Consider the following 19,583-nt stretch of genomic DNA (forward strand, 5'->3'; position numbering starts at 1 on the left):
TGAATCTCAGGCGTTCCACCCGACCGGAGAATGCTGCGCAATCCATCAGTCGCCGCCAGGTCCTGGCTGCCCTTGCCTGCGCGGGAGGTGCACTGCTGACCACCTCCGTGGGCACACCTCGAGCCCTGGCCGCCGAAGGGGTGGCACTGGTCTCGGATGGACGGGCGGCGGCCGTCGTGGTGCTGGCCCGGAGTCGTGCGGCTCAGGTGACCGCTGCCGCGCAGCTCCTCGTGGATACCGTGCAGAGGGCGACCGGCGTGGTACTGACCGTCACCACCGAGGACTCGATCTCACCCACCGAGAGTGAACTGAACCGGATCTATGTCGACACTCGAGGTGCGTGGAGCGCGCAGGGGCTTGACGACATGATCTCGGGCCTCGATCGGGATGGCTTCGTCCTGGCGCCGGGCGACCGCAGTCTGACGGTGATCGGCAACAGCGCATGGGGATCGCAGTTCGGGGCGATCGAGATGTGCCGTCGTTTCGGCGCCGTCTGGCTGATGCCCGACGACGTCGGCGCTTACGTGCCGTCCGCAACGGCGCTGTATGCGCCTGCTCAGATGGTGCAAGGCACGCCAACGTTCCGTTCCCGCGCGCTGAGCCCGTTGTTCAACGCCGGCCACACCGACACCCTGACCGATCCGGATCCACTGAAACAATGGGCCGCACATCAACGCATGCACTGGCGGATCGAGTTCCACCACAATCTGTGGAGGCTCTTCCCGGTTGAGAAGTATGGAGATCCCGCGCTGCCCACCTATCGGCCTGACTTCTATCCCATCCATGATGGGCAGACGTACATTCCGCCGACCGGCACCACCATCCAGTGGCAGCCGCGCTTCAGCGCCCCCGGAATAGCGGCGGCCGCAGCTGCGGAGATCCTCGCCTACCTCGCACCCCGGCCGCACCTGGAGAGCTACTCGCTCGGCGTCAACGACTCCGGCGGTTTCAGTGAGGATGAAGTCGATCTCGCGAAATTGAACTCCATGGGTTACGCGGACGCCTCCGAGCCGTACTACCGGTTCGTCAACGAGGTCGCCGAGATCGTGGCTGCGCAACGCCCCGAGATCAAGCTCGGACTCCTTGCCTACACCAACGTCTCCGATCCGCCCACGTTCCCGCTCCACGCCAACGTGGTGCCGTTCCTGACCCGTGATCGCTACGGATGGGTCGATCCCGCAATCGAGGCGGAGGACAAGCGGGCCACCCTCGCCTGGAAGGCTCTGGCGACTGAGGTCGGTTGGTACGACTACCGCTACGGGGCTCCATACGCCGTCCCCAGAGTGGACTCCGTCGTGGTTGGCCGTGCGATGGCCTGGGCAGCGACGGCCGGCGTCACACACCACTACGCCGAGCTCTACCCGAACTGGGGCGAGGGCCCCAAGCCGTGGGTGCTCTCCGAACTGACGTGGGACCCACACCAGGACGTCCGTGCACTCGAAGACCGTTGGTACGACCTCGCAGTCGGCTCAGCCGCAACGCCGGCGATCCGTTCCTACTACCGGCTGTGGGAGTCATTCTGGCGGGAACGGGTCCCCCAGACCACGTGGTTCCGCACCCCTCGCATGTACTACTACTTCGCCGATCAGGCCTACCTCCAGGTCGTCACGGAGGAGGACATCGCCACCTCTCGGAACCTGCTCGACAAGGCTGCGCGACTGGCCGGCCAACCGGAGCAGGCAGCCCGTGTCGAGGTGCTCCGCAGGCAGTTCGAGTTCTACGAGTCATCTGCCCGGAGCTACCCACGGATGGTGGATGAACCGGCCGGAACGAGAGACGCGCTGCAGCTGATTCGGTCGATCGAGAGTTCCCTCGACCGCAATGTGGACCTTGCGACCCGGCGTACCACCTTGCTGTCGGAATTCAACGCCAGCCCCGTGATGCGGCACTCGATCGACCTTGAGCGGTGGTACGCAATCGGGTGGTCGGGTTGGAACGTCTACGCGATATGGGCGCTCGCCTCCTTCCTCAAGGGCAACCAGGAGTCGGAGATGGTCCGGCGAAGACTGGCCACCCTGGCCGGCGAACCCGGGCGCATTGGCGCCTTCGCCCGGCACGCGCTCGCCGTGTCCGACGACCGGATCGTCACGCGTCTGGAGAACGCCGGCTTCGAGTCCGGAGGGCTCGAGCCGTGGGTGATCGACAACGAGTGGAAGACTGCTGACCAGGCCCGGGTGGTGACGGAGGCGAACAGCACTCACCTCCGGCTGCCCGCAGGGTTCCAAGGCACCATCCACCAAGAGGTCGCAGCATCGCCCGGCGTTTTTCACCTCACCGCACAGATCCGCGCAGCTGACACAGCGCAGGCGGGTGGGTACTACCTCGTTGCCCAAGCCCAGGCACTCGACGCCGACGGTTCGATGATTCGCCAGTTCTGGTCGCCGTGGGCCGCTGTTGCCGATGCGCAGGCCTGGAGCGCCGTAACGGTCGCAGACCTTCTGCCTGACGCGACCACCTCGGTTCGCATCGCGCTCAACGCTCAGGTGAGGGCACCCGTCATGATCGACACCGTGGTGCTGACCCAGCTCAGCGGATAGGCAGCCGGCTTCGGTGTAAACCAGCGTGCGAAAGAGGTCGGCGTAGCACACCGCAAATTCGCGAAAGGACGAACGATGCGGAATGAAGAAGGCGTCTGCCTGGTGACCGGTGGCGCTGGCGCACGGATCGGCCATGGGGTGAGCACGATGGTGGCTGCCCGCGGGCTCCATGTGGTCATCGGCGACACCGACGGTGGCGCCACCCAGCAGCTCGCCACGCGGCTCAGGGCGTCGGGCCACCGAGCCGACGCCGTCGACCTGGACGTCTGCGACCCCGACTCGATCGAGCGGGCACTATCGGAGATCCGCGGCCGGATCGGAACCGTTCGTTCGCTGGTCAACAGTGCGGGAACAGGCCTGGAACTGCCTGCTGCTGACGTCTCCACGCCGCAGTTCGACCGGATCATGGCGGTGAACGTCCGTGGATCCTGGTTGTGCGCACGAGCGGTGCTACCGGGAATGATCGACGCCGGCGGGGGTAGCATCGTGAACATCGGATCCGTCCACAAGGCGGGGGCGAGCCAGGGGTACTCGGCGTATGCCGCGAGCAAGGCGGCGCTCGTCGGACTGACTCGCGGAATCGCGTGTGACTATGGTCGGCAGTTCGTGCGGTGCAATATCGTCCATCCCGGTGCGGTGGTGAGTCCGGAACAACTGGCCGAGGATTACCGGACGGGTGCCACCCCCAGCCACCGCCGCTTCCTCGCCGAGCGGCAGATGATGCCGAGACCCGTCACTCCCGCCGACATCGGCAAGGTCGTCGGCTTCCTGCTCTCGGACGACGCCTTGTCAATGACCGGCAGCGAGGTCTGGGCGGACGCCGGCACCAGCGCCATGCTCTTCGACCACCGCTCCCCCGAATGGAGTATGGAAGCGGGAGCCGCGGCCACGTAGGTCTGTCAGCGAGCGGCGATGCCGCCGGTCTCGAGCTTGGTCAGCAACGCCGCAGCCAGGTGCGCGTAGCCTGCCGCGGAGGGGTGCAGCCCGTCATGCAGCAGGTCGGCCTGCTCCGGACCGAAGATCTCCGGGCCCGAGATCAGATGGATCGCATTATCGGTGTCAGCCAGGAGCATCGCGGCCATCTCCACCTCTGAGCGCAGCCGAGCGAGGGTCATGCCGGTGGGACCGACGAGATTCTCCCGATCGGGGCTGACGATCGGCGAGATCACCACCAGGGGCGCATCGGGGTGGCCGTCCCTGATGGTGCTCAGGAATCCCAGAGCTGTCGGAAGGAAGGACCTCTGGCTGAACGTTCCGGATCCGTACACATTGATCCCGAGGCAGGTGATGACGAGATCGGCGGGGTGGTCGCGGATCCATCGAGCGATCATCGGGTCAAGGTGGCACTCACTGCCGAAACCGAGGCAGGTCAGTTCCATGTCCAAGGACTTCGCGACCATGGCCGGCCAGGTGGTTGACGGCGATGCCGCCGACCGGCACTGCGTGATCGAGCTCCCGTAGGCGATCAGCTCGCGTCGCTCCGTCGCCGGTGCGGCGACCATCCGCGCGCCGGGACTCAGGAACAGGCCGGTGATCCGGAGCTCGCCGTACTGCGGTAGCCACACCTCGACGGACTTCATGGCGGGTGGTAGGCCGCGGAACGCGACGTGGCCATCCGCGTCGAGCACCGCCGATCCCGCAGTGCTTCCGTCGACGAACAGATCGATGCGGTCCGTCAGCAGGTCGTCCAGGGCCGCGACCGCGACTCCGATCACGGTGGCGTCGGTGCGGAACACCAGTCGGATCCCTGCCTGCATGGCCGCCCGGCTGCGCAGCCCTTCGCCGGGAAACAGCGGCAGTCGACTCAAGGGTAGTCGCCAACCCCGCGACCCTGCCCGCCCGTGCTCGACCTCGGCGGCGCCCGCCCAGACGATCCGTTCATCGTTCGGCTCAATGCGAATCACTGATGTTCCCCCCGCCGAACACGCCCACGAGTCCCGCTCCTTCCGTTCGCGCACCTGTTCGCCGTCGGGCGGGCAGGGCTTCGCCACGCCCGACGGCGAGGGGTCAGCTGGTGATCGTGACGCCCTTCGTGGTGAACACGGTGCCGTAGTACCACGGACGCAGATTCTCCACGTGCGGCTTCACCAGCAGGTTGTAGCCACCCCAAAGCACCGGGATCATGGCGAAAGCGTCCACCCAGGCTGTCGCGGCCTCAGTGAGCATGTCCCGCTGCTTGTCCACATCGGTCTCGGTCAGCGCCGCGGCGACAAGTTCCGAGGTCTGCTGGAGCTCGGCGGGGCGGCTCCCGTCGATGATCGCCATCTGTTCCGCGAGCGGGGCCTCACTCTCGATGGATGCGAGCACCTGGGCCGCCTCGGCGGCCGGGATCAGGTTCGCGCCGTAGATCTGGGGAGCCGTCGGGAAGATGCCTTGGACGGCCGCCAGCATGGTGGGCGGATTGATCGCGCCGTTCTGGACGTAGAACCCTGTGTAGTCCGCCGGATGGACCAGGGCACGCTTGCTCGAGTAGACACCGACCTCCACCACGTCGAGCGTCGCGGTGACACCGATGTTGTCGCGCCACATCTGCCCGATGGCTTCAACCCACGGGCTCGCCTGGAAGTCCAGCAGCTGAATGGTCGGCATGCCCACGCCGTCCGGATAGCCGGCCTCGCTCAGCAACTCCTTGGCCTGGTCGACATCGAAGGAGATCCCGGGCACTTCATCGCCGCCCGGCACGGCGGAGGGCAGCAACGAGGTCCCCGCGACCGCGGGTTCCGCGATCCCGGCCAGTGCGTCCCGGTCGATCGCCAACGCCAACGCCTGCCGGACCCGGACGTCGTGCAGCGCCGGGTGCTCGCTGTTCATCACGACCAGCCGGCGGACCTGATTGGTCGGCGAGCTGACGAGCTGATCGGCCACGTCGGAGGCCGTCACGGCCTCGAGGTTGTCCTCGATCCGACCGGTGATGTCAATCTCGCCCTGTTGGAAGGCCAGCAGATCCGCGGTGGTGCCGCCGTCGTTGAAGGTGACCTCCCACCGCTCCAGGAAGTAGCTGTCCTTGTCCCAGTAGGTGTCGTTGGGGACCAGCACGGCGCCTTGGTTGACGCGGAAGCTGTCCAGCAGGAATGGTCCATTGCTCACCCAGCCCTCGGGCACCAGCCACGCGTCGCCCAGTTCCTCGACCGTCGCCGGGTGCAGCGGCAGGGCCCAGAAGCCCGCCAGGTGGACCAGCAGGTCGGCGTTGGAGTGAACGAGGGTGAGCTCGAACGTCGAATCATCGACCGCCTTCGCGCCGACGGTTGCGAAGTCTTCGGTCACACCGGCCATGTAGGCGTCGGCGCCCTGGACACCGACAACGGTGTGGACGTATGAGGGCGATCCCTCTCCTGCGATACCGGGGGTGAGGATGCGCTTCCAGTTCCACTCGAAGTCGTTTGCCGTGACCGGGTCTCCGTTCGACCAGACCGCATCGGCCCGGATCGTGAATGTGTAGACCAGCCCGTCTTCCGAGACCGTCCACGACTCTGCGGCCCCCGGTACCACCTGGTCGGGCTGGTCCGCGTCGATCGCGACCAAACCTTCCCACAGGCCGATCATCATGATCTGTCCGAAGGAGGAGTTGCCATTCACCGCCGGGTCGAGGGCGGCGACCGGGAGCATCGACTGGCGCAAGGTGCCAGTTCGTTGTGGGTCGGCGTCCTGGTCGGGTGCAGTGGTGGCATCGTTGCCGCCGTCGTCGGAGAAGCCGCAGCCGGCCAACACACCGGTGGCCGTTGCCATGGTCGCCGCGAGGAACGAGCGGCGACCGAGGAGAAGTGCTGGAGAACTGGAGTTGACGGGGCGTGCGGAGTGCGGCATCGGGGCTCCTTGGGGATGGGGCGTGGTTGGGGGGCTGATCGAGAGGGAAGGTGATCCAGTTGTGGTGGTGGACCGGCGCACCGCGGCCGGCATCAGCCGGGACTGCGTACCCAGTGCCCTGGGGCGGTCTCAACCAGCTCCCCGGTCAGGTCGAGCTCCGGTTCGTCCCGCAGGGCGGCGGTGCCGATGGGCTCGCCGGCGACGGCACGGCTCCCGTGGATCGGGAGCACGGAGGCGAGCAGTTCGCGGGTGTACGGATGCTGTGGTGCGCCGAACAGATCGGCCGCCGTGGCTGACTCCACAATCGTGCCGTTGGCCATCACGATGATGCGATCGCAGATGCGTTGCGCCACCGCCAGATTGTGGGTGATGAAGAGCATCGACAGACCCATCTCCGCCTTGAGCCTCTGCAGCAGGTCGAGGATCTGTCCTTGGATCGACACGTCGAGTGCCGAGGTTGGTTCATCGCACACCAGCAGGTCCGGTTCGAGCGCGAGCGCACGAGCGATCGCGATGCGTTGTTGCTGCCCGCCGGAGAACTGTCGTGGGTACTGGTCGGCGCGAGTCTCTGGGATGCCGACGAGCTCCAACAACTCCAGCGCGCGTGCCCGCCGGCTCGCCGGAGTGCCGACCCGGTGCACCTTGAGCGGTTCGGCGACATTTGAAGCCACCGTCAGGTGTGGCAGCAGCGAGGCATACGGGTTCTGGAACACCAGCTGTACCCGCCGGCGCCAAGCCTTCAGGTCTTGTCCGCTCAGGGTCAACGCATCGTCACCGTCGAACTCGAGGGCACCGGTTGTCGGTTCGATCAGCCGGGCGATGAGCCTGGCCAAGGTCGACTTGCCCGATCCCGATTCTCCGACGATCCCCACCGTTTCGCCCGACTCGATCGTCAGGTCGACATCGCGAACGGCTGTGATCTCCCCACCGGGAACCTGGAAGACCTTGACGAGATCCCGCGCCGCGACCAGGTCTGTCGTCCGTTCGAACGGCTCCTGGCGGGCGCGGCCGGGCCCGTCTGCCTGGTGCGGGTGTCCCGTCGGCGCCGCGGCGTGGTGACCTGCTTCACCGGTGGAGGTGACGGTCCGACCTCTGGACGTGGCCGGATCCAGGGCGGTGACAGTTTCAGCTGCCCGTAGCAGCTGGCGCGAGTACGGATGGGACGGACTATTGACGAAGGCATCCACCGTCGCCGCCTCGACGACGACACCGTGACGCATCACCACGACGTCATCACAGAGGTAGCGTGCCACCCCAAGGTCGTGGGTGATCATCGCCAACGAGATCCCGTCGCCGCGCAGCACTTCCAGCAGATCCAGGACCTGGCGTTGGATGGTCACATCCAACGCTGTCGTCGGCTCATCAGCGATCAGCAGCTTGGGCCGGGCCACGATCGCCATGGCAATCATCGCGCGCTGCCGCTGCCCGCCGGACAACTGGAACGGGTACATCCGGATCCGCTTGCGCGGTTCTGGAATCCCAACGCGATCCAATGCCTCGATGGCGCGCTCCAGGGCGTGGGCGCGGTCGGTGATCCCGTGCCATCGAAGGTGTTCGGTGAGTTGGACCTTCAACGTTCGCGTCGGATTCAGAGCGGACATGGCGTTCTGGAAGACCATGCCGATCTGTGCGCCCCGCACGGCCCTCAACTGCTTGTCCGGCAAGCTGATCAGGTCCTGGCCGCCGAACATGGCCTGTCCGGTCACGGACGCTGTCTCTGGCAGTAGCCGCAGCAGGGCGCGCATCGTCACCGTCTTGCCGGATCCGGACTCGCCGACGACCGCCAGGGAGGCGCCCGGTTCGATGTCGAAGCTCACGCCTTCGACCACGGTCGCCGTTGGGCCACCACGCGGCTTGGCGAAGCTCACCCGCAGATCACGAACCGAGAGCAGGGCCTGGGGATCATGCGCTGTGGGCTGTACGCCATCCAGCGTGGCGCTGCTACCGAACGAGGCCGTCATGCGTGGTCCTCTTCGCTGGAATCGAAGGCATCTCGCAGACCATCACCCATCCAGGTGAACGCCAGCATGGTGAGGCCGAACAGGACCAGGGGCGCGATGATCAGATACGGGTGAGAAAGCACGAAGGTGTAGCCGTCCACGATCATTCCGCCCCAGGATGGAGTGGGCGGCGCCACGCCCAGTCCCACCAGAGCCAGTCCAGACTCGGCGATGATGGCGCCGGGTATCCCGAAGCTCGTCGTGACCAGCAGCGGCCCGGCTGCGTTCGGCAGGATGTGTCGGACTGCGATCGCGAACCCGCCGGTGCCGATCGATCGCGACGCCTCGATGTACTCGAACGTCTTGATCTTCAACACCTGCGCTCGGACCAGGCGTGCTTGTGTGACCCAGCCGGCGATTCCGATCGCCAGGATGATCGACAACGGCGACCGACCCATGACCACGACGAGCAGCACCGAGAACAGGTAGCTCGGGAACGCGTACATGACGTCGGTGAAGGACATCAACGCAGACTCCGCCCGACCGCCGAGCCAGCCCGCCCACAACCCGATCACCAAGGCGATCACCAGCGCCACAAGTTCTGCGGTGAAGCCGATGATCAGGGCCGTCCGGAGGCTGTAGAGGAGCCGGGAGAACACGTCCCTACCCAGTTGGTCGGTGCCGAGCAGATGTCCCTCGCTCAGCGGTGGCAGCAGACCGTTGAGCAGGTCCTGCTCACTGTAGGAGTGGGGTGCGAGCAGCGGGGCTGCGGCGGCAACGACCACCAGCACAACGACGAAGGCCAGGCTGGCAAACGCAAGCCGGTTCCGCTTGAAACGCGTCCAGCCGCGACTCAGTTCGCTCTGCGCACGTGGTGCCGCTGCGTCGGAGCGTTGGCGCCGCGCCAGTCGGCGGACGGTCGGTGTTGGACCGTCGTGGTCGGCGTCCACAGTCCTACTGCCCGGCTCATGACGGTCCTGGACCCCGCTCGGATTCATCCGGAGACCTCCGCATCGGAGCTCGCGGAGTCGACGCGAACCGCGTCGGGGCGGTTCGATGCCGTTCTCGGTCCCGCTCTGGTCGAGCCGCCATCCGACCGCTTCCGATGCATGGAGCCCACCAAGAAGGCTGGCCTGGCCGGGCGACGCCAGCCACTGAGCCGTCGCTGGTGCGCGATCCTCGGGTCGAGCAGACCGTAGACGACATCGACGATCAGGTTGACCAGCATCAGGATCAACGCAAAGAACAGTGTTGTGCCCATCAGCAGCGGCATGTCCCTGGTCCGTGCGGCGAGGGTGAAGAGCCTGCCGAGACCGGGGATCCCGAGCAGCACCTCGATGAACACTGTTCCGGTTGCCAGCGAGGCGAAGACCGGGCCAACCACCGTGACCAGCGGGATCAGTGAGTTCCGCAGGACGTGACGGATCAGAACCGTTCGGGTGCTGCCACCCTTGGCCAGCGCCGCAGTGACGTAGTCGTCTCGTAGCGCTTCCAGCATCGAGGACCGGACGTATCGGGCGAGCATTGCCGTCGGCTGCACGGCCAGTGCGATCACCGGGATGATCATGTACTCCGGCCCGGCCCATCCGCGCACCGGTAGCCAACCGAGGCCCACCGCGAGGATCAGCATGAGCAGCAGCGCGAAGAGGTAGCCGGGCAGAGCTTGCAAGGTGGTCAGGACGAAGATCGAGCCGTAATCGGCCGGCTTGTCCTTCTTGATGGCCGCCAGCATTCCCACCGGGATGGCCACAAGCAGGGTCAGCAGGGTGGCAGGTACCGCGAGGGAGAGGGAGACCGGAAATGCCTCGCCGATCAGCCCTTCCACCGTGGACTGCGGGTACTTGTACGTCGGGCCCATGTCCCAGGTGATGGCTCCCCCCATGAACCGGAAGTACTCGAGCCAGCCGGCCGCACCCTCTTGACCGCTCGGGTCCGCACCGCCGGAGGAGTTGCCAAGGGTGGTTGTGCCGACGTCCGAGAGTTGGGCGAACGAGCCGGGTACGAGTTGCAGGAGGCCGAAGGTGATCACCGAGACGGCAAGCAGTGACAGCACCAACCGCACCAGCCTGCGGGCGAGATAGCCGAGCAACTCACGCACCACCAGTGCGACCGAGTCGCTTGGCAGCCCGGGGCGAGCGAGGGGTGTGTCTCGGCAGCCCGGGCGAGCGAGCGATCATCATTGCGACCTCCTGGCCGGCCGTACGGGTTGACACGACAATGGCTGCGATGCCAGTGCAGTGGGCTCATCATGCGCGAACTGAGGTCCTAGGTCAAGACCTGGTTCGCGGCGGGCCAGCAGCGCACCCGGAGCCTGCGACTCCGGCCGGCGCCTGGCGGGACTACCCCCCGAGTCGAGCCACGGCGTCGACCTCGACCAGCAGTGCGGGATCGGCGAGGGTGACGCCGATGGCCGTGCGCGCGGGAAAAACAGGCCCGGTGAAATACTCACGGTAGACCGCGTTGAAGGCGGCGAAGTCGCGCACGATATCGGCGAGGTAGATCCGCACCTGGACGACGTGATCTAGGTCCAGGCCCGCCTCCGCCAACACTGCGACGACGTTGTCGAAGGTGGTGCGGGCCTGTTCCTCGAGGCCCGGCCCAACCAGTTGGCCTGTTCCGCGCTGGTAGCCGACCATCCCCGAGACGTGAACGGTCGCGCCGGACCGATCCCGGCTCAGCATCCCGAAGGAGAGCGGTAGGCCGCTGTTCGCGCCGGGCGGGGTCAGAGGCACCGGCGCTGCGGACGAGGTCATCTTGTACTCCATTCCATGTATTATGCAGAATAGTCCGGATTCGGTCCGCATCTGCGAAACCTGACCGATCGGCGCCGGGGCCGACCGGGACGTGCGGACCACCGAACCGTCAGACACGCCCTTGGGAGGCAACCGATGCGAACCGCCACGGAAAAGACCGTCATCGAGTCCTGGCCGCAGTCCGAGCGTCGTTGGGCCAGGGCGCCCGACGTGCTCGGCGGGGGCGTCAGTACCGGCCTGCGAGCACAGTTCCGGCCGCACCCCCTGTTCTTCGAGTCGGGCAGCGGTGCCCGACTGACCGACGTCGACGGCAACACCTACCTGGACTACGTGCTCGGGTGGGGACCCAACATCGTCGGTCATGCACATCCACAGTTGATCGGCGAAGTGACCCGCGCCCTGGCCAGGGGACAGAGCTTCGGCGCCGTCTCCGACGACGAGGTCGAACTCGGGCGCGTGGTGATGGACCGCATCCCGGGCGCCGAGCGGGTGTTGTGGACCAACACCGGCAGCGAGGCCGCACAGATCGCACTGCGGCTTGCCCGCGCCGCGACCGGGCGGCGCCGGGTGGTCAAGTTCGGTGGGCACTATCACGGATGGACCGACGCCTTCCTGACCGGCTACCGGCCCAGCCCGGACGGCTCGCTGGGCGGGCCGGGCACGCTCGGGCACAACCCAGGCTCGATCGCTGACGTCACACTGGCACCATGGGGAGACGCCGATGCGCTCGCCGCGATCCTGGCCGACCCGACATCCGACGTCGCTGCGGTGTTCTGCGAGCCGGTGCTCTGCAACACCGGGGTCCTGACTCCACCGGACGGCTTCCTCCTGCGGTTGCGAGAACTGTGCGACCGGCACGGGGTCGTGCTGGTGTTCGACGAGGTGATCACCGGGTTCCGGATCGCCCGCGGCGGCGCCGTCGAGCGGTTCGGTGTCCGACCCGACCTGGTGCTCCTCGCCAAGGCGATCGCCGGAGGCCTCCCGCTGGCCGCCGTCGTCGGGCAGGCGGCGATCATCGATCAGGTACGCAGCGGCGTGGTGCACGCCGGCACCTACAACGGAAACCTCACGGCCATCGCCGGCGGCCGGGCCACACTTGACATCCTGGACCGACCCGGGGTGTACGCGAGGTTCGAAGCACTGACCGGCGCACTCACGGACGGCTTCACGGAAGCCTTCGCCGCGGCTGGTCTCGAGGCGACGATTCATCATGTAGGTCCTGCGCTGCAGGTGATTCCGGGCGTCGCGAACGCCGCGACCGTCGACGCGTACTTCGGCGCGGACTGGGCGTTCTACGACGCATTGGTGGTGGAACTGTTGCGGCGCAACGTGTTCTGCCTACCAGGGGGACGCTGGTACCTGTCCACCGAGCACACCCAGGTCCAGGTGGAGACGACCATCGCCGCTATGAGGGCGGCGATCGCCGAACTGGCCTGACCCGCGCCCCAGCCGATGGTCACCGACCGCTCCGCGGTCACCTTCCCAATCCGAACGGCAGGAACATGAACACGCCTCCGCACGCTACGACACCGGTGCATTTCGACCGGCTGACCCGGACCGAGCTCGCCGATCTCGCACCCCGCGCGCTCGCGGTGATCCCGATGGGGTCGACGGAGCAGCACGGTCCGCACCTACCCAGCGGCACCGACACCCGGATCATCACCGAGATCGCCCACCGCGCCACGGTGCTGGTCGGCGATCGCGTGCCCGTGGTGGTGCTGCCCACCCTGCCGTTCGGCGTGGCCGGGCACCACGTTCCCTTCGGCGCCACCGGCAGTGTCAGTCACGCGGTCTATCTCGATATGCTCACCGAGCTCGGCCAGAGTCTCGTCGGGTCAGGTTTCGGTCGCCTGATGTTCCTCAATGGCCATGGCGGCAATGATCCCGCCGTCCAGACCGTCGGGGCCCGATTGGTCACCGAGTGCGCGCTGCCGGTGAGTGTCGCCGCGACGTCCTATTGGACCGCCGCCGGACCTTTGTTGGCCGAGTTCAGCGACATCCTCGGCCCCACGCCGGGGCACGCCGGGACCTTCGAGACCTCGTGCATGCTGGCGATCGACCCGGCAAGTGTGCGACTGGACCGATTGCCGGATCCGGAGCCCGCCCGTGAGCCACTCGCTGACGCCGGCCTCAGCGGGGCAGTGGTGAGTCGCGCAGGCATCTGGATGGCCAGCGATGGCCGCACCGATAGTGCCGCCGGTGCCCACGCCGGCTTGGGCGACCGGGCGCTGACGGTGATTGCCGAGGCCGTCGCTGACTTGATGGTCACCTTCCACGCCAGCACTCCAGTAGGAACCGGCCGCTGAGGGATACTGGGCTTGTGAGCGATCTTGCTGCCCTCGGGGATCCGGCCGATGCGGTATCCGGCACATCGCTCGTGATGGGGATCCAGCAGTCGTTGCGCCGCGCGATCATTGCGGGGGCGTTCGCACCGGGTTATCGCCTCCGCGAGATTCCACTGGCGGAATACTTCGGTGTTTCGACCACTCCTGTGCGTGAGGCCCTGCGGCAGCTGCAGGCCGAGGGGCTCGTCACCTTCTTCCCGCGGCGTGGCGCCGTGGTGGTCGCGATGAGTGCGTCCGAAGTTCGCGAGCTCTACGAGATTCGCACCGTGCTGGAGACTCACGCCGTCCAGCAGGCAGCCGCCCGAGCGCTCACGGTTGCCGAATTGGGCCGGGTCCGCGCGATCGCGCAGCAGCAGCGTGACATGGCAGCTGCAGGTCAGGTGCCCCCGGCCCCGGTCGATGCCGATTTCCATCGGGAGCTGGCTGCCCTCGGTGGCAATGCGGCGATGGCCGGTCTCATCGAAAGGGCGACTCGGCAGATCGAGACCGTCCTGGCGCGACGACAGTCCGTGGTGGAGGACGGCCTTCGTACCGCGGCTGCCGCACATCTGGCCATCCTTGAGCGGGTCGAGGCAGGAGACGCCGCCGGTGCGCGCGAGTTGATGCACGAACACCTGTCGTCGGCGTGCGAGATGGTCCTCGCCAGCCTCAACGACTGACGGGGATCGGGTGGCGCGCAGGTACTGCCGGCGACGACGTCAGCTACCGAAGCGCCGGGCACCGACATCGGTGTCCGCGCTCTCCTGCGCGAGCAGCGCGACGCGGGTCGCGAGCAGGCTGGCGGCCGTGGTGATCTCGGGCTCCCGTCCGGCGTCGACCGCGTCGAAGAAGTACGCGGCCGGGCGCCGTGGTGGCGGCAGCGTCTGGACCCACGGGGCCCGATCGTGGGTGGCGACCGTGAGCGTGTTGTACGCCCAGTCCAGCTCGGCCGTTCCCTCCGAACCGGTCAGGCGCATCCGGTAGTGCCCGTGCACGTCCGCGGCCTGGGGGGAGAGCCAGTTCGCCTCGATCGTCGCGGTCACCGATCCGGCCCGGAGCAGCACCGCGACATGGTCGTCGAACTCCGGGTGGTCGGCGGCCCGCACGTTCCCGGTCACGGCCGCCACCGAACCCGAGGTGGCGCCGGTCAGGTCCAGCACGAGATCGATGTCGTGGACCGGCAGATCGGCCGCGATCCCGCCGTAGCCGGCGCGACTGCGGAACCAGGCCGGGCGGGTCGGCAGGTTGAGCTTGTGCGGGCCGGTGCTCGCGACCAGGGCGAGCTCCCCCAGCACGCCGTCCGCGAGCAGCCGGCGGGCGGCGGAGGTGGGCGGGTAGAACCGCTTCTCGAACACCACCGAGACGTGTCGGTCCGCCCGTTCAGCCGCCCGCTCGATCTCGTCGAGCTGGGTCAGCGACGTGCACAACGGCTTGTCCGCGAGCACGTGCGCACCGGCCTCGAGAGCGGCCAGCACCGCCGCCGCCCGCTCGCCGTACACGCCCGCGACGAGGGCCACGTCGACGTCGTGCTCGGCGAGCAGCTCGCCGGGGTCGGCGTAGATCGGCACGTCGGGCGCACCGGCCAGGTGCGCGGAGCGCATCGCCGGATCCGGCTCCGCGATCGCCACCAGCTCGCACGAGGGCCGATGCGCCACCTCGTCCAGGGCGTAGCTCACGTGCGGGTGCGCCGCCCCGAGGATGGCGACCCGGGTCATGAGAGGTCCTCCAGTCGTACCTGGCGCCCGGTCCGGGCCGCCTCGTAGATCCCGCAGAGCAGCCGGACGGTCCCCGCGGCGTCGGTGGCATCTGCCGCGGACCGGCGCCCGCCCGCGATCGCCTCGAGGACCTCCCGCCACATCGCGACGTGCCCGGCGATCCCGATCGCGGCCGGGTCCGATGCCCCGCTGATCACCGTGTCGTCAGCGGGCGGCGGCGGCACCCCCGGCAGGTCCCAGCGGATCACCTCGCCCTGGCCGAGCTCGACGACGCCGAGGGACGTGTGCAGCGTGAGCGTCGCGGGCGAGCCGGGCGGGGTGGCCGTGGAGGTGCTGATCATGCCGAGCGCGCCCGAGGTGAACCGCAACGTGGCCACCGTGGTGTCCTCGGCGTCCATCTCGTGCCCGAGCGTGCCGTACTGCGCGGTCACGTCGGCCACCGGGCCGCACAGCCAGCGCAACAGGTCCACGTTGTGCACGCCCTGGTTCATCAGCGAACCGCCGCCCGCAGCCATCGAGGAGCGCCACCCGGCGGCCGCGTAGTAGTCGTCGTCGCGGTGCCAGTGCACGTGGGTGGTGGCCAGGCGCATCCGGCCCAGGTGGCCGCCGTCGAGCAGGGTCTTGACGTAGGCGAACTCGGCCTCGAACCGCCGCTGCGCCACCATGGCGATCACCACGCCCCGCTCGGCCTGCAGCACGGCGAGCCGCTCCGCATCGGCGACCGACGTGGCCATCGGCTTCTCCACCAGGACGTGCCGGCCCGCCTCCGCGGCGGCGATGGCCAGCGGGGCATGCCATTCGGTGGGGGCGCACACCGCGACGGCGGCCACCTCCGGGTGCACGATCACCGCGTCCGGGTCGAGCCGGACCGCCCCCGGCCAGCCACTCTCGGCCGCCAGCCCAGGGCTCCCGCCACTGAACGCCACCAGGTTGACGCCGGGCAGCGCACGAAGCGCCCGCGCGTGCGTGACCCCGATCGCGCCAAGCCCGATGATGCCGATACCGAGTTCGGGCGAGCTCACTTGGATCCCTTCCAAGACGTGAGAGTGTCCCGCCATCCTACGGTGTCGCACTCTTGACTTGCAACCGATTGCACGACAGGATGCGTCGCGTGAAAAGAATCGGATTCATCGGCACCGAGAACTCCCACACCGACCACTTCATCCGCTTCCTCAACGATGAGGAACGCCACCCCGGCCATCGCGCAGCGGCGCTGGTCGGCGGACGGAACGACCGTAACGCCGCGCTGGCCGCGAGCGGCGGGATCGACCTCGTCGTCGAGGACCCGGAGGACCTGATCGGTCAGGTCGACGCCGCGATCATCTCCACCCGCGACGGCGCACTGCACCGCCGGCAGGCGGAGCCGCTCCTGGCGGCCGGCATCCCGGTTCTGGTGGACAAGCCGCTCGCCACCACCGTCCCCGACGCCGCCGCCATCCTGGCCGCCGCCCACGCGGGCGGGGCGCCGGTGTTCTCCGGTTCCGCGCTGCGCTACGTGCCGCAGGTCGAACAATTGCGCGACGGCGGAGCCGAGCTCGGGCCGTTCCGTCACCTGCATGTGGTGGGGCCGGCCGATCCGGACAGCCCGTACTCGGGCCTGGCCTTCTACGGGATCCACCACGTGGAGGCCGCCCTGGAGATCCTCGGCAACCCGGTCCTCGCGCCCGGCGAGGTCACGCCCGTGGTGCGCCAGCACGGCGACACGACCACCGCCGTCGTGCGCCTCGGCGAGACCGAGGTGACGTTCACGTTCGTGGTCCCCGGGGATGCGACCCGGGTACCGTTCCACGCCACCGCCGTGCGGACCAACGGCGTCGTCGCCCGCGAGCTGGTGCTGGACCGCGACTACAACGCACCCGCCCTGGCCGCGTTCATCGACGCGGTCGAGACCGGCCGCTCCCCCGTTACCGACGAGCACCTGCTCAGCCCGGTGGTGGTGCTCAGCGCCATCGCCGAGGCCCTGCCCCTCGGAAAGGACGAATCATGACCACGCCCTTGCGGTTCGGCGTCATCGGCGTCGGCACCATCGGCCGGGCCCACCTCAAGCGGCTCCGCTCCCCGGAGTCCCCGGGCGAGCTGGTCGCCCTCGCGGACGTCTCGGCCGAGGCGGCCGCCGCCGCGGCGCAGGAGTTCGGCACCACGGCCGAGACGCTCGAGTCCCTGTTCGCCCGGGCGGACGTGGACGCTGTGATCGTCGCGATCCCGTCCGGCCTTCACGCGGATACCACCATCGCTGCCCTCGATGCCGGCAAGCACGTGCTCCTCGAGAAGCCGATCGACGTCACGGTCGATGCCGCGGATCGGATCATCGCCGCCGAGGAGCGTTCCGGGAAGACCCTCTCGGTGGTGAGCCAGCGCCGGTTCGCGGCGGAGAACCAGTTCCTGCGGGAGGCGATCACCGCCGGGCACCTGGGCAAGGTCACCGCTGCGAACATCGAGATCGCGCTCTGGCGCACGCAGGAGTACTACGACTCCGGCGCGTGGCGGGGCACTTGGGCGCTCGACGGCGGCGGCGCGCTGATGAACCAGGGCGTGCACCTGGTGGACCTGATCCTGTGGCTGCTCGGCGACGTCGAGGAGGTGTACGCGCACGGCGGGCTGCTCGCGCACGAACGCATCGAGGTCGAGGACACCATCACGATCACGGCCCGGTTCGCCGGTGGCGCCCTGCTCACGTTCCTCGCGACCACCACGGCGTACAACAACCTCCCCCTGCGGGTGGCGATCATGGGCGACGGCGGCAGTGCGGTCACGCTGTCGGAGAAGTTCACGCACTACGAGTCGCGTACCGGGGCGGCGCCGGAGGAGTTCGATGCGGTCGATCAGCAGCTCGGTCAGCTGACCGACTTCGTCACCGCCGTCCGCAGCGGCACCAGGCCGCTGGTCACCTCCGTCGAGGCGCGCGCGGCCGTCGCGTTCATCGAGGCCGCCTACACGTCGATGCGCACGGGCGAGCCGGTCAAGCCGCGATGAGCGTAGGTCCGGCCGGGCCGACAGGGCAGGCAGGGCCGGCCGACGCGTTGGCGCCTGTGCTGGCGGCGCCCACGCCCCAGGTGTGGTCATTCATCGGTGACTCGGTGACGGCGGCGAGCTGGCACACCTGGGGCGAGCGCGGCTTCGTGGAGCTCTTCCACGAACGCCTGCGCGAGCTCGGCCGCACCACCGACGGCGTGGTGAACACGGCCGTGTCCGGCTGGCGGGTCACCGACCTCGCCGAGAACCTGGACGCCGTCTGCCTGCGCTATCGGCCCGACGTCGTCGTCATCGGCGTCGGGCTGAACGGCACGAAGGGCCTGGCCCACGGCGTCGGCGCGTTCGGACGCGCCTACCGGCAGCTGGTGACGCGGATCCGCCTGGCGAGCGACGCCGTCGTCGTCCTGGCGACCCCGAACGGCACCCTGCCCACCGGGCCGGAGCACGTGCTGGCCCACCTGGACGCCTACGCCGCGGAGATCCGCGCCGTCGCTCGGGACCTGGCTGCGCCTCTGGTGGACCATCACGCCGAGTGGCAAGCCACCGATCCGAACACCTGGTACCACTGGCTCGGTCACGGCTGCCACCCGAACGCCTACGGCCACCGCGCGATGGCCCGCACCATGATGCGGGCCTTCGGGGTGTGGAGCGAGGACGCCAGGAGCAGGCGCCTGACCATTCCGTGATCCGGCGGACCCGCCGGAGCCGGCCGGCTAGGGGCGCCGTCGCACCCGCCGCATGATCGCCTGCCAGCCACCGAAGGTCAGCACCAGCCCGACCACGATCCCGCGGACGATCCACAGGCCCGCCGGCCAGACCACCTCATAGGAACCCGGAATCCCGAGCAGGGCCGCAATGATCTGGCCCAAGCCCGCGCGGCCGGCCGCCAGCCCGTCGAGGGAGAGCGCCCCGATGATGATCACCGCGGCCAGCGCCAACAGGAAGAAGGACCCGACCCCGATCCTGCCGCCCTCCTTGTCGCCCCGCGCCCGGGCGATGAGCGCCATCACGAGGTGCGCGAGCGGGAACACCACGAAGAACCACAGCAGGGCACCCATGAGGATCCCGACGTAGGCCAGGACGAGCATCCCGCCGAGGGTCCCGACCGCTCCCAAGGGAGTCTCGTAGGCGAAGTACTCCGGATCGTCCAGGACCGCCGGGATGGCACAGGCCACGATGGCCACCGGCAGCACGCCGAGCACCCACCAGAGCATCATCCGGTTCAGCGGCCGGTTCGACATGTGCGCCCGGACCACGACCTCGATGATGAGGGCCGACGCCACCATCGGGACGCCGAAGATCGCGCCGATCGGCGCGGCGCCGTCGCCCCCTTGCGGCTCGAGCAGGAGCAGCGGCACGGCCGCGATGAGCACGGCGATGATCGAGATCACGGCGACGACCGCGATGACCTCCACGCGCTCGTCCGGATCCTCCGAACCGGACACCTCGGATCGCTGACCGACCTCACCCATGCTCGCCCCCTCGCCTCGGCGCCCGATGGTAGCGGGACCGCCCTCCACGCTCGAGGAGTCGGCAG

Annotated in this window: 17 protein-coding genes; 8 read left to right on the forward strand and 9 right to left on the reverse strand. The window is 68.4% G+C overall.

Annotated features, from left to right (window positions below; translation table 11 throughout):
• The first annotated feature begins 107 nt into the window (after positions 1-107).
• Entirely contained in the window at positions 108-2,537 is a 2,430-nt protein-coding gene (locus tag HALOF300_RS04345) for a DUF4838 domain-containing protein (protein ID WP_156739632.1), read from the forward strand.
• A gap of 75 nt (positions 2,538-2,612) precedes the next feature.
• Positions 2,613-3,431, forward strand: a complete 819-nt coding sequence (locus HALOF300_RS04350) for an SDR family NAD(P)-dependent oxidoreductase (protein ID WP_156739634.1) — start codon at positions 2,613-2,615, stop codon at positions 3,429-3,431.
• A gap of 5 nt (positions 3,432-3,436) precedes the next feature.
• On the opposite strand, the gene HALOF300_RS04355 is transcribed toward HALOF300_RS04350, so the two are convergent.
• From HALOF300_RS04355 to HALOF300_RS04380, 6 genes are all read right to left on the reverse strand, one after another.
• The gene (locus HALOF300_RS04355) at positions 3,437-4,528 is read right to left on the reverse strand and encodes an SGNH/GDSL hydrolase family protein (RefSeq protein WP_331716204.1); all 1,092 of its coding nucleotides are present in this window, start codon (positions 4,526-4,528) and stop codon (positions 3,437-3,439) included.
• 16 nt (positions 4,529-4,544) lie between these two features.
• Complete coding sequence (locus HALOF300_RS04360) at positions 4,545-6,341, reverse strand: peptide ABC transporter substrate-binding protein (protein ID WP_197522302.1); 1,797 nt, start codon at positions 6,339-6,341, stop codon at positions 4,545-4,547.
• 92 nt (positions 6,342-6,433) lie between these two features.
• Positions 6,434-8,302: a dipeptide ABC transporter ATP-binding protein gene (locus tag HALOF300_RS04365; protein WP_156739640.1), complete on the reverse strand. Its 1,869-nt coding sequence runs from the start codon at positions 8,300-8,302 to the stop codon at positions 6,434-6,436.
• Positions 8,299-9,279, reverse strand: coding sequence for an ABC transporter permease (locus tag HALOF300_RS04370; protein WP_156739641.1), 981 nt, complete (start codon positions 9,277-9,279; stop codon positions 8,299-8,301). Before HALOF300_RS04370 ends, HALOF300_RS04365 begins: the two co-directional genes overlap by 4 nt.
• The gene (locus HALOF300_RS04375; RefSeq protein WP_156739642.1) at positions 9,276-10,382 is read right to left on the reverse strand and encodes an ABC transporter permease; all 1,107 of its coding nucleotides are present in this window, start codon (positions 10,380-10,382) and stop codon (positions 9,276-9,278) included. The genes HALOF300_RS04370 and HALOF300_RS04375 overlap by 4 nt, the downstream gene beginning before the upstream one ends.
• A gap of 238 nt (positions 10,383-10,620) precedes the next feature.
• Positions 10,621-11,034: a RidA family protein gene (locus tag HALOF300_RS04380; RefSeq protein WP_197522303.1), complete on the reverse strand. Its 414-nt coding sequence runs from the start codon at positions 11,032-11,034 to the stop codon at positions 10,621-10,623.
• Positions 11,035-11,169: 135 nt separating this feature from the next.
• Between HALOF300_RS04380 and HALOF300_RS04385 the strand changes: the two genes are divergently transcribed.
• The 3 genes from HALOF300_RS04385 (at position 11,170) to HALOF300_RS04395 (ending at position 14,038) form a co-directional block, all read left to right on the forward strand.
• Positions 11,170-12,471 (forward strand): aspartate aminotransferase family protein, encoded by a 1,302-nt coding sequence (locus HALOF300_RS04385; RefSeq protein WP_156739644.1) that lies wholly within the window; start codon positions 11,170-11,172, stop codon positions 12,469-12,471.
• Positions 12,472-12,536: 65 nt separating this feature from the next.
• On the forward strand, positions 12,537-13,340 hold the full coding sequence (locus tag HALOF300_RS04390; RefSeq protein WP_156739646.1) for a creatininase family protein: 804 nt from the start codon (positions 12,537-12,539) through the stop codon (positions 13,338-13,340).
• Between the two features lie 14 nt (positions 13,341-13,354).
• Positions 13,355-14,038, forward strand: coding sequence for a GntR family transcriptional regulator (locus tag HALOF300_RS04395; protein WP_156739648.1), 684 nt, complete (start codon positions 13,355-13,357; stop codon positions 14,036-14,038).
• 39 nt (positions 14,039-14,077) lie between these two features.
• Here HALOF300_RS04395 and HALOF300_RS04400 read toward each other — a convergent pair whose 3' ends face one another.
• A complete protein-coding gene (locus HALOF300_RS04400; RefSeq protein WP_156739650.1) occupies positions 14,078-15,073 on the reverse strand; it encodes a Gfo/Idh/MocA family protein in 996 nt (331 codons plus the stop codon).
• Positions 15,070-16,095 carry a Gfo/Idh/MocA family protein gene (locus HALOF300_RS04405; protein ID WP_231955007.1) on the reverse strand — a complete coding sequence of 342 codons (1,026 nt, stop codon included), beginning with the start codon at positions 16,093-16,095 and terminating at the stop codon, positions 15,070-15,072. Before HALOF300_RS04405 ends, HALOF300_RS04400 begins: the two co-directional genes overlap by 4 nt.
• Before the next feature lie 89 nt (positions 16,096-16,184).
• On the opposite strand from HALOF300_RS04405, the gene HALOF300_RS04410 reads away from it, so the two are divergent.
• The 3 genes from HALOF300_RS04410 to HALOF300_RS04420 are packed head-to-tail and all read left to right on the forward strand — an operon-like array spanning position 16,185 to position 18,732.
• Positions 16,185-17,060: a Gfo/Idh/MocA family protein gene (locus tag HALOF300_RS04410; protein ID WP_197522304.1), complete on the forward strand. Its 876-nt coding sequence runs from the start codon at positions 16,185-16,187 to the stop codon at positions 17,058-17,060.
• Positions 17,057-18,046, forward strand: coding sequence for a Gfo/Idh/MocA family protein (locus tag HALOF300_RS04415; RefSeq protein ID WP_156739655.1), 990 nt, complete (start codon positions 17,057-17,059; stop codon positions 18,044-18,046). The genes HALOF300_RS04410 and HALOF300_RS04415 overlap by 4 nt, the downstream gene beginning before the upstream one ends.
• A complete protein-coding gene (locus tag HALOF300_RS04420) occupies positions 18,043-18,732 on the forward strand; it encodes an SGNH/GDSL hydrolase family protein (protein WP_156739657.1) in 690 nt (229 codons plus the stop codon). Before HALOF300_RS04415 ends, HALOF300_RS04420 begins: the two co-directional genes overlap by 4 nt.
• A 27-nt stretch (positions 18,733-18,759) precedes the next feature.
• On the opposite strand, the gene HALOF300_RS04425 is transcribed toward HALOF300_RS04420, so the two are convergent.
• Entirely contained in the window at positions 18,760-19,518 is a 759-nt protein-coding gene (locus HALOF300_RS04425) for a hypothetical protein (protein ID WP_156739658.1), read from the reverse strand.
• Positions 19,519-19,583 lie beyond the last annotated feature (65 nt).

The sequence above is a fragment of the Occultella aeris genome (assembly GCF_902703175.1).
In the GTDB taxonomy this organism is placed as follows: domain Bacteria; phylum Actinomycetota; class Actinomycetes; order Actinomycetales; family Beutenbergiaceae; genus Occultella; species Occultella aeris.

Bases quoted from the DNA above. Each gene is read 5' to 3' on its own strand.
- HALOF300_RS04350 (WP_156739634.1), top strand. From the start codon at position 2,613: ATGCGGAATGAAGAAGGCGTCTGCCTGGTGACCGGTGGCGCTGGCGCA.
- HALOF300_RS04360 (WP_197522302.1), bottom strand. From the start codon at position 6,341: ATGCCGCACTCCGCACGCCCCGTCAACTCCAGTTCTCCAGCACTTCTC.
- HALOF300_RS04365 (WP_156739640.1), bottom strand. From the start codon at position 8,302: ATGACGGCCTCGTTCGGTAGCAGCGCCACGCTGGATGGCGTACAGCCC.
- HALOF300_RS04370 (WP_156739641.1), bottom strand. From the start codon at position 9,279: ATGAATCCGAGCGGGGTCCAGGACCGTCATGAGCCGGGCAGTAGGACT.
- HALOF300_RS04380 (WP_197522303.1), bottom strand. From the start codon at position 11,034: ATGACCTCGTCCGCAGCGCCGGTGCCTCTGACCCCGCCCGGCGCGAAC.
- HALOF300_RS04385 (WP_156739644.1), top strand. From the start codon at position 11,170: ATGCGAACCGCCACGGAAAAGACCGTCATCGAGTCCTGGCCGCAGTCC.
- HALOF300_RS04390 (WP_156739646.1), top strand. From the start codon at position 12,537: ATGAACACGCCTCCGCACGCTACGACACCGGTGCATTTCGACCGGCTG.
- HALOF300_RS04400 (WP_156739650.1), bottom strand. From the start codon at position 15,073: ATGACCCGGGTCGCCATCCTCGGGGCGGCGCACCCGCACGTGAGCTAC.
- HALOF300_RS04415 (WP_156739655.1), top strand. From the start codon at position 17,057: ATGACCACGCCCTTGCGGTTCGGCGTCATCGGCGTCGGCACCATCGGC.
- HALOF300_RS04420 (WP_156739657.1), top strand. From the start codon at position 18,043: ATGAGCGTAGGTCCGGCCGGGCCGACAGGGCAGGCAGGGCCGGCCGAC.
- HALOF300_RS04425 (WP_156739658.1), bottom strand. From the start codon at position 19,518: ATGGGTGAGGTCGGTCAGCGATCCGAGGTGTCCGGTTCGGAGGATCCG.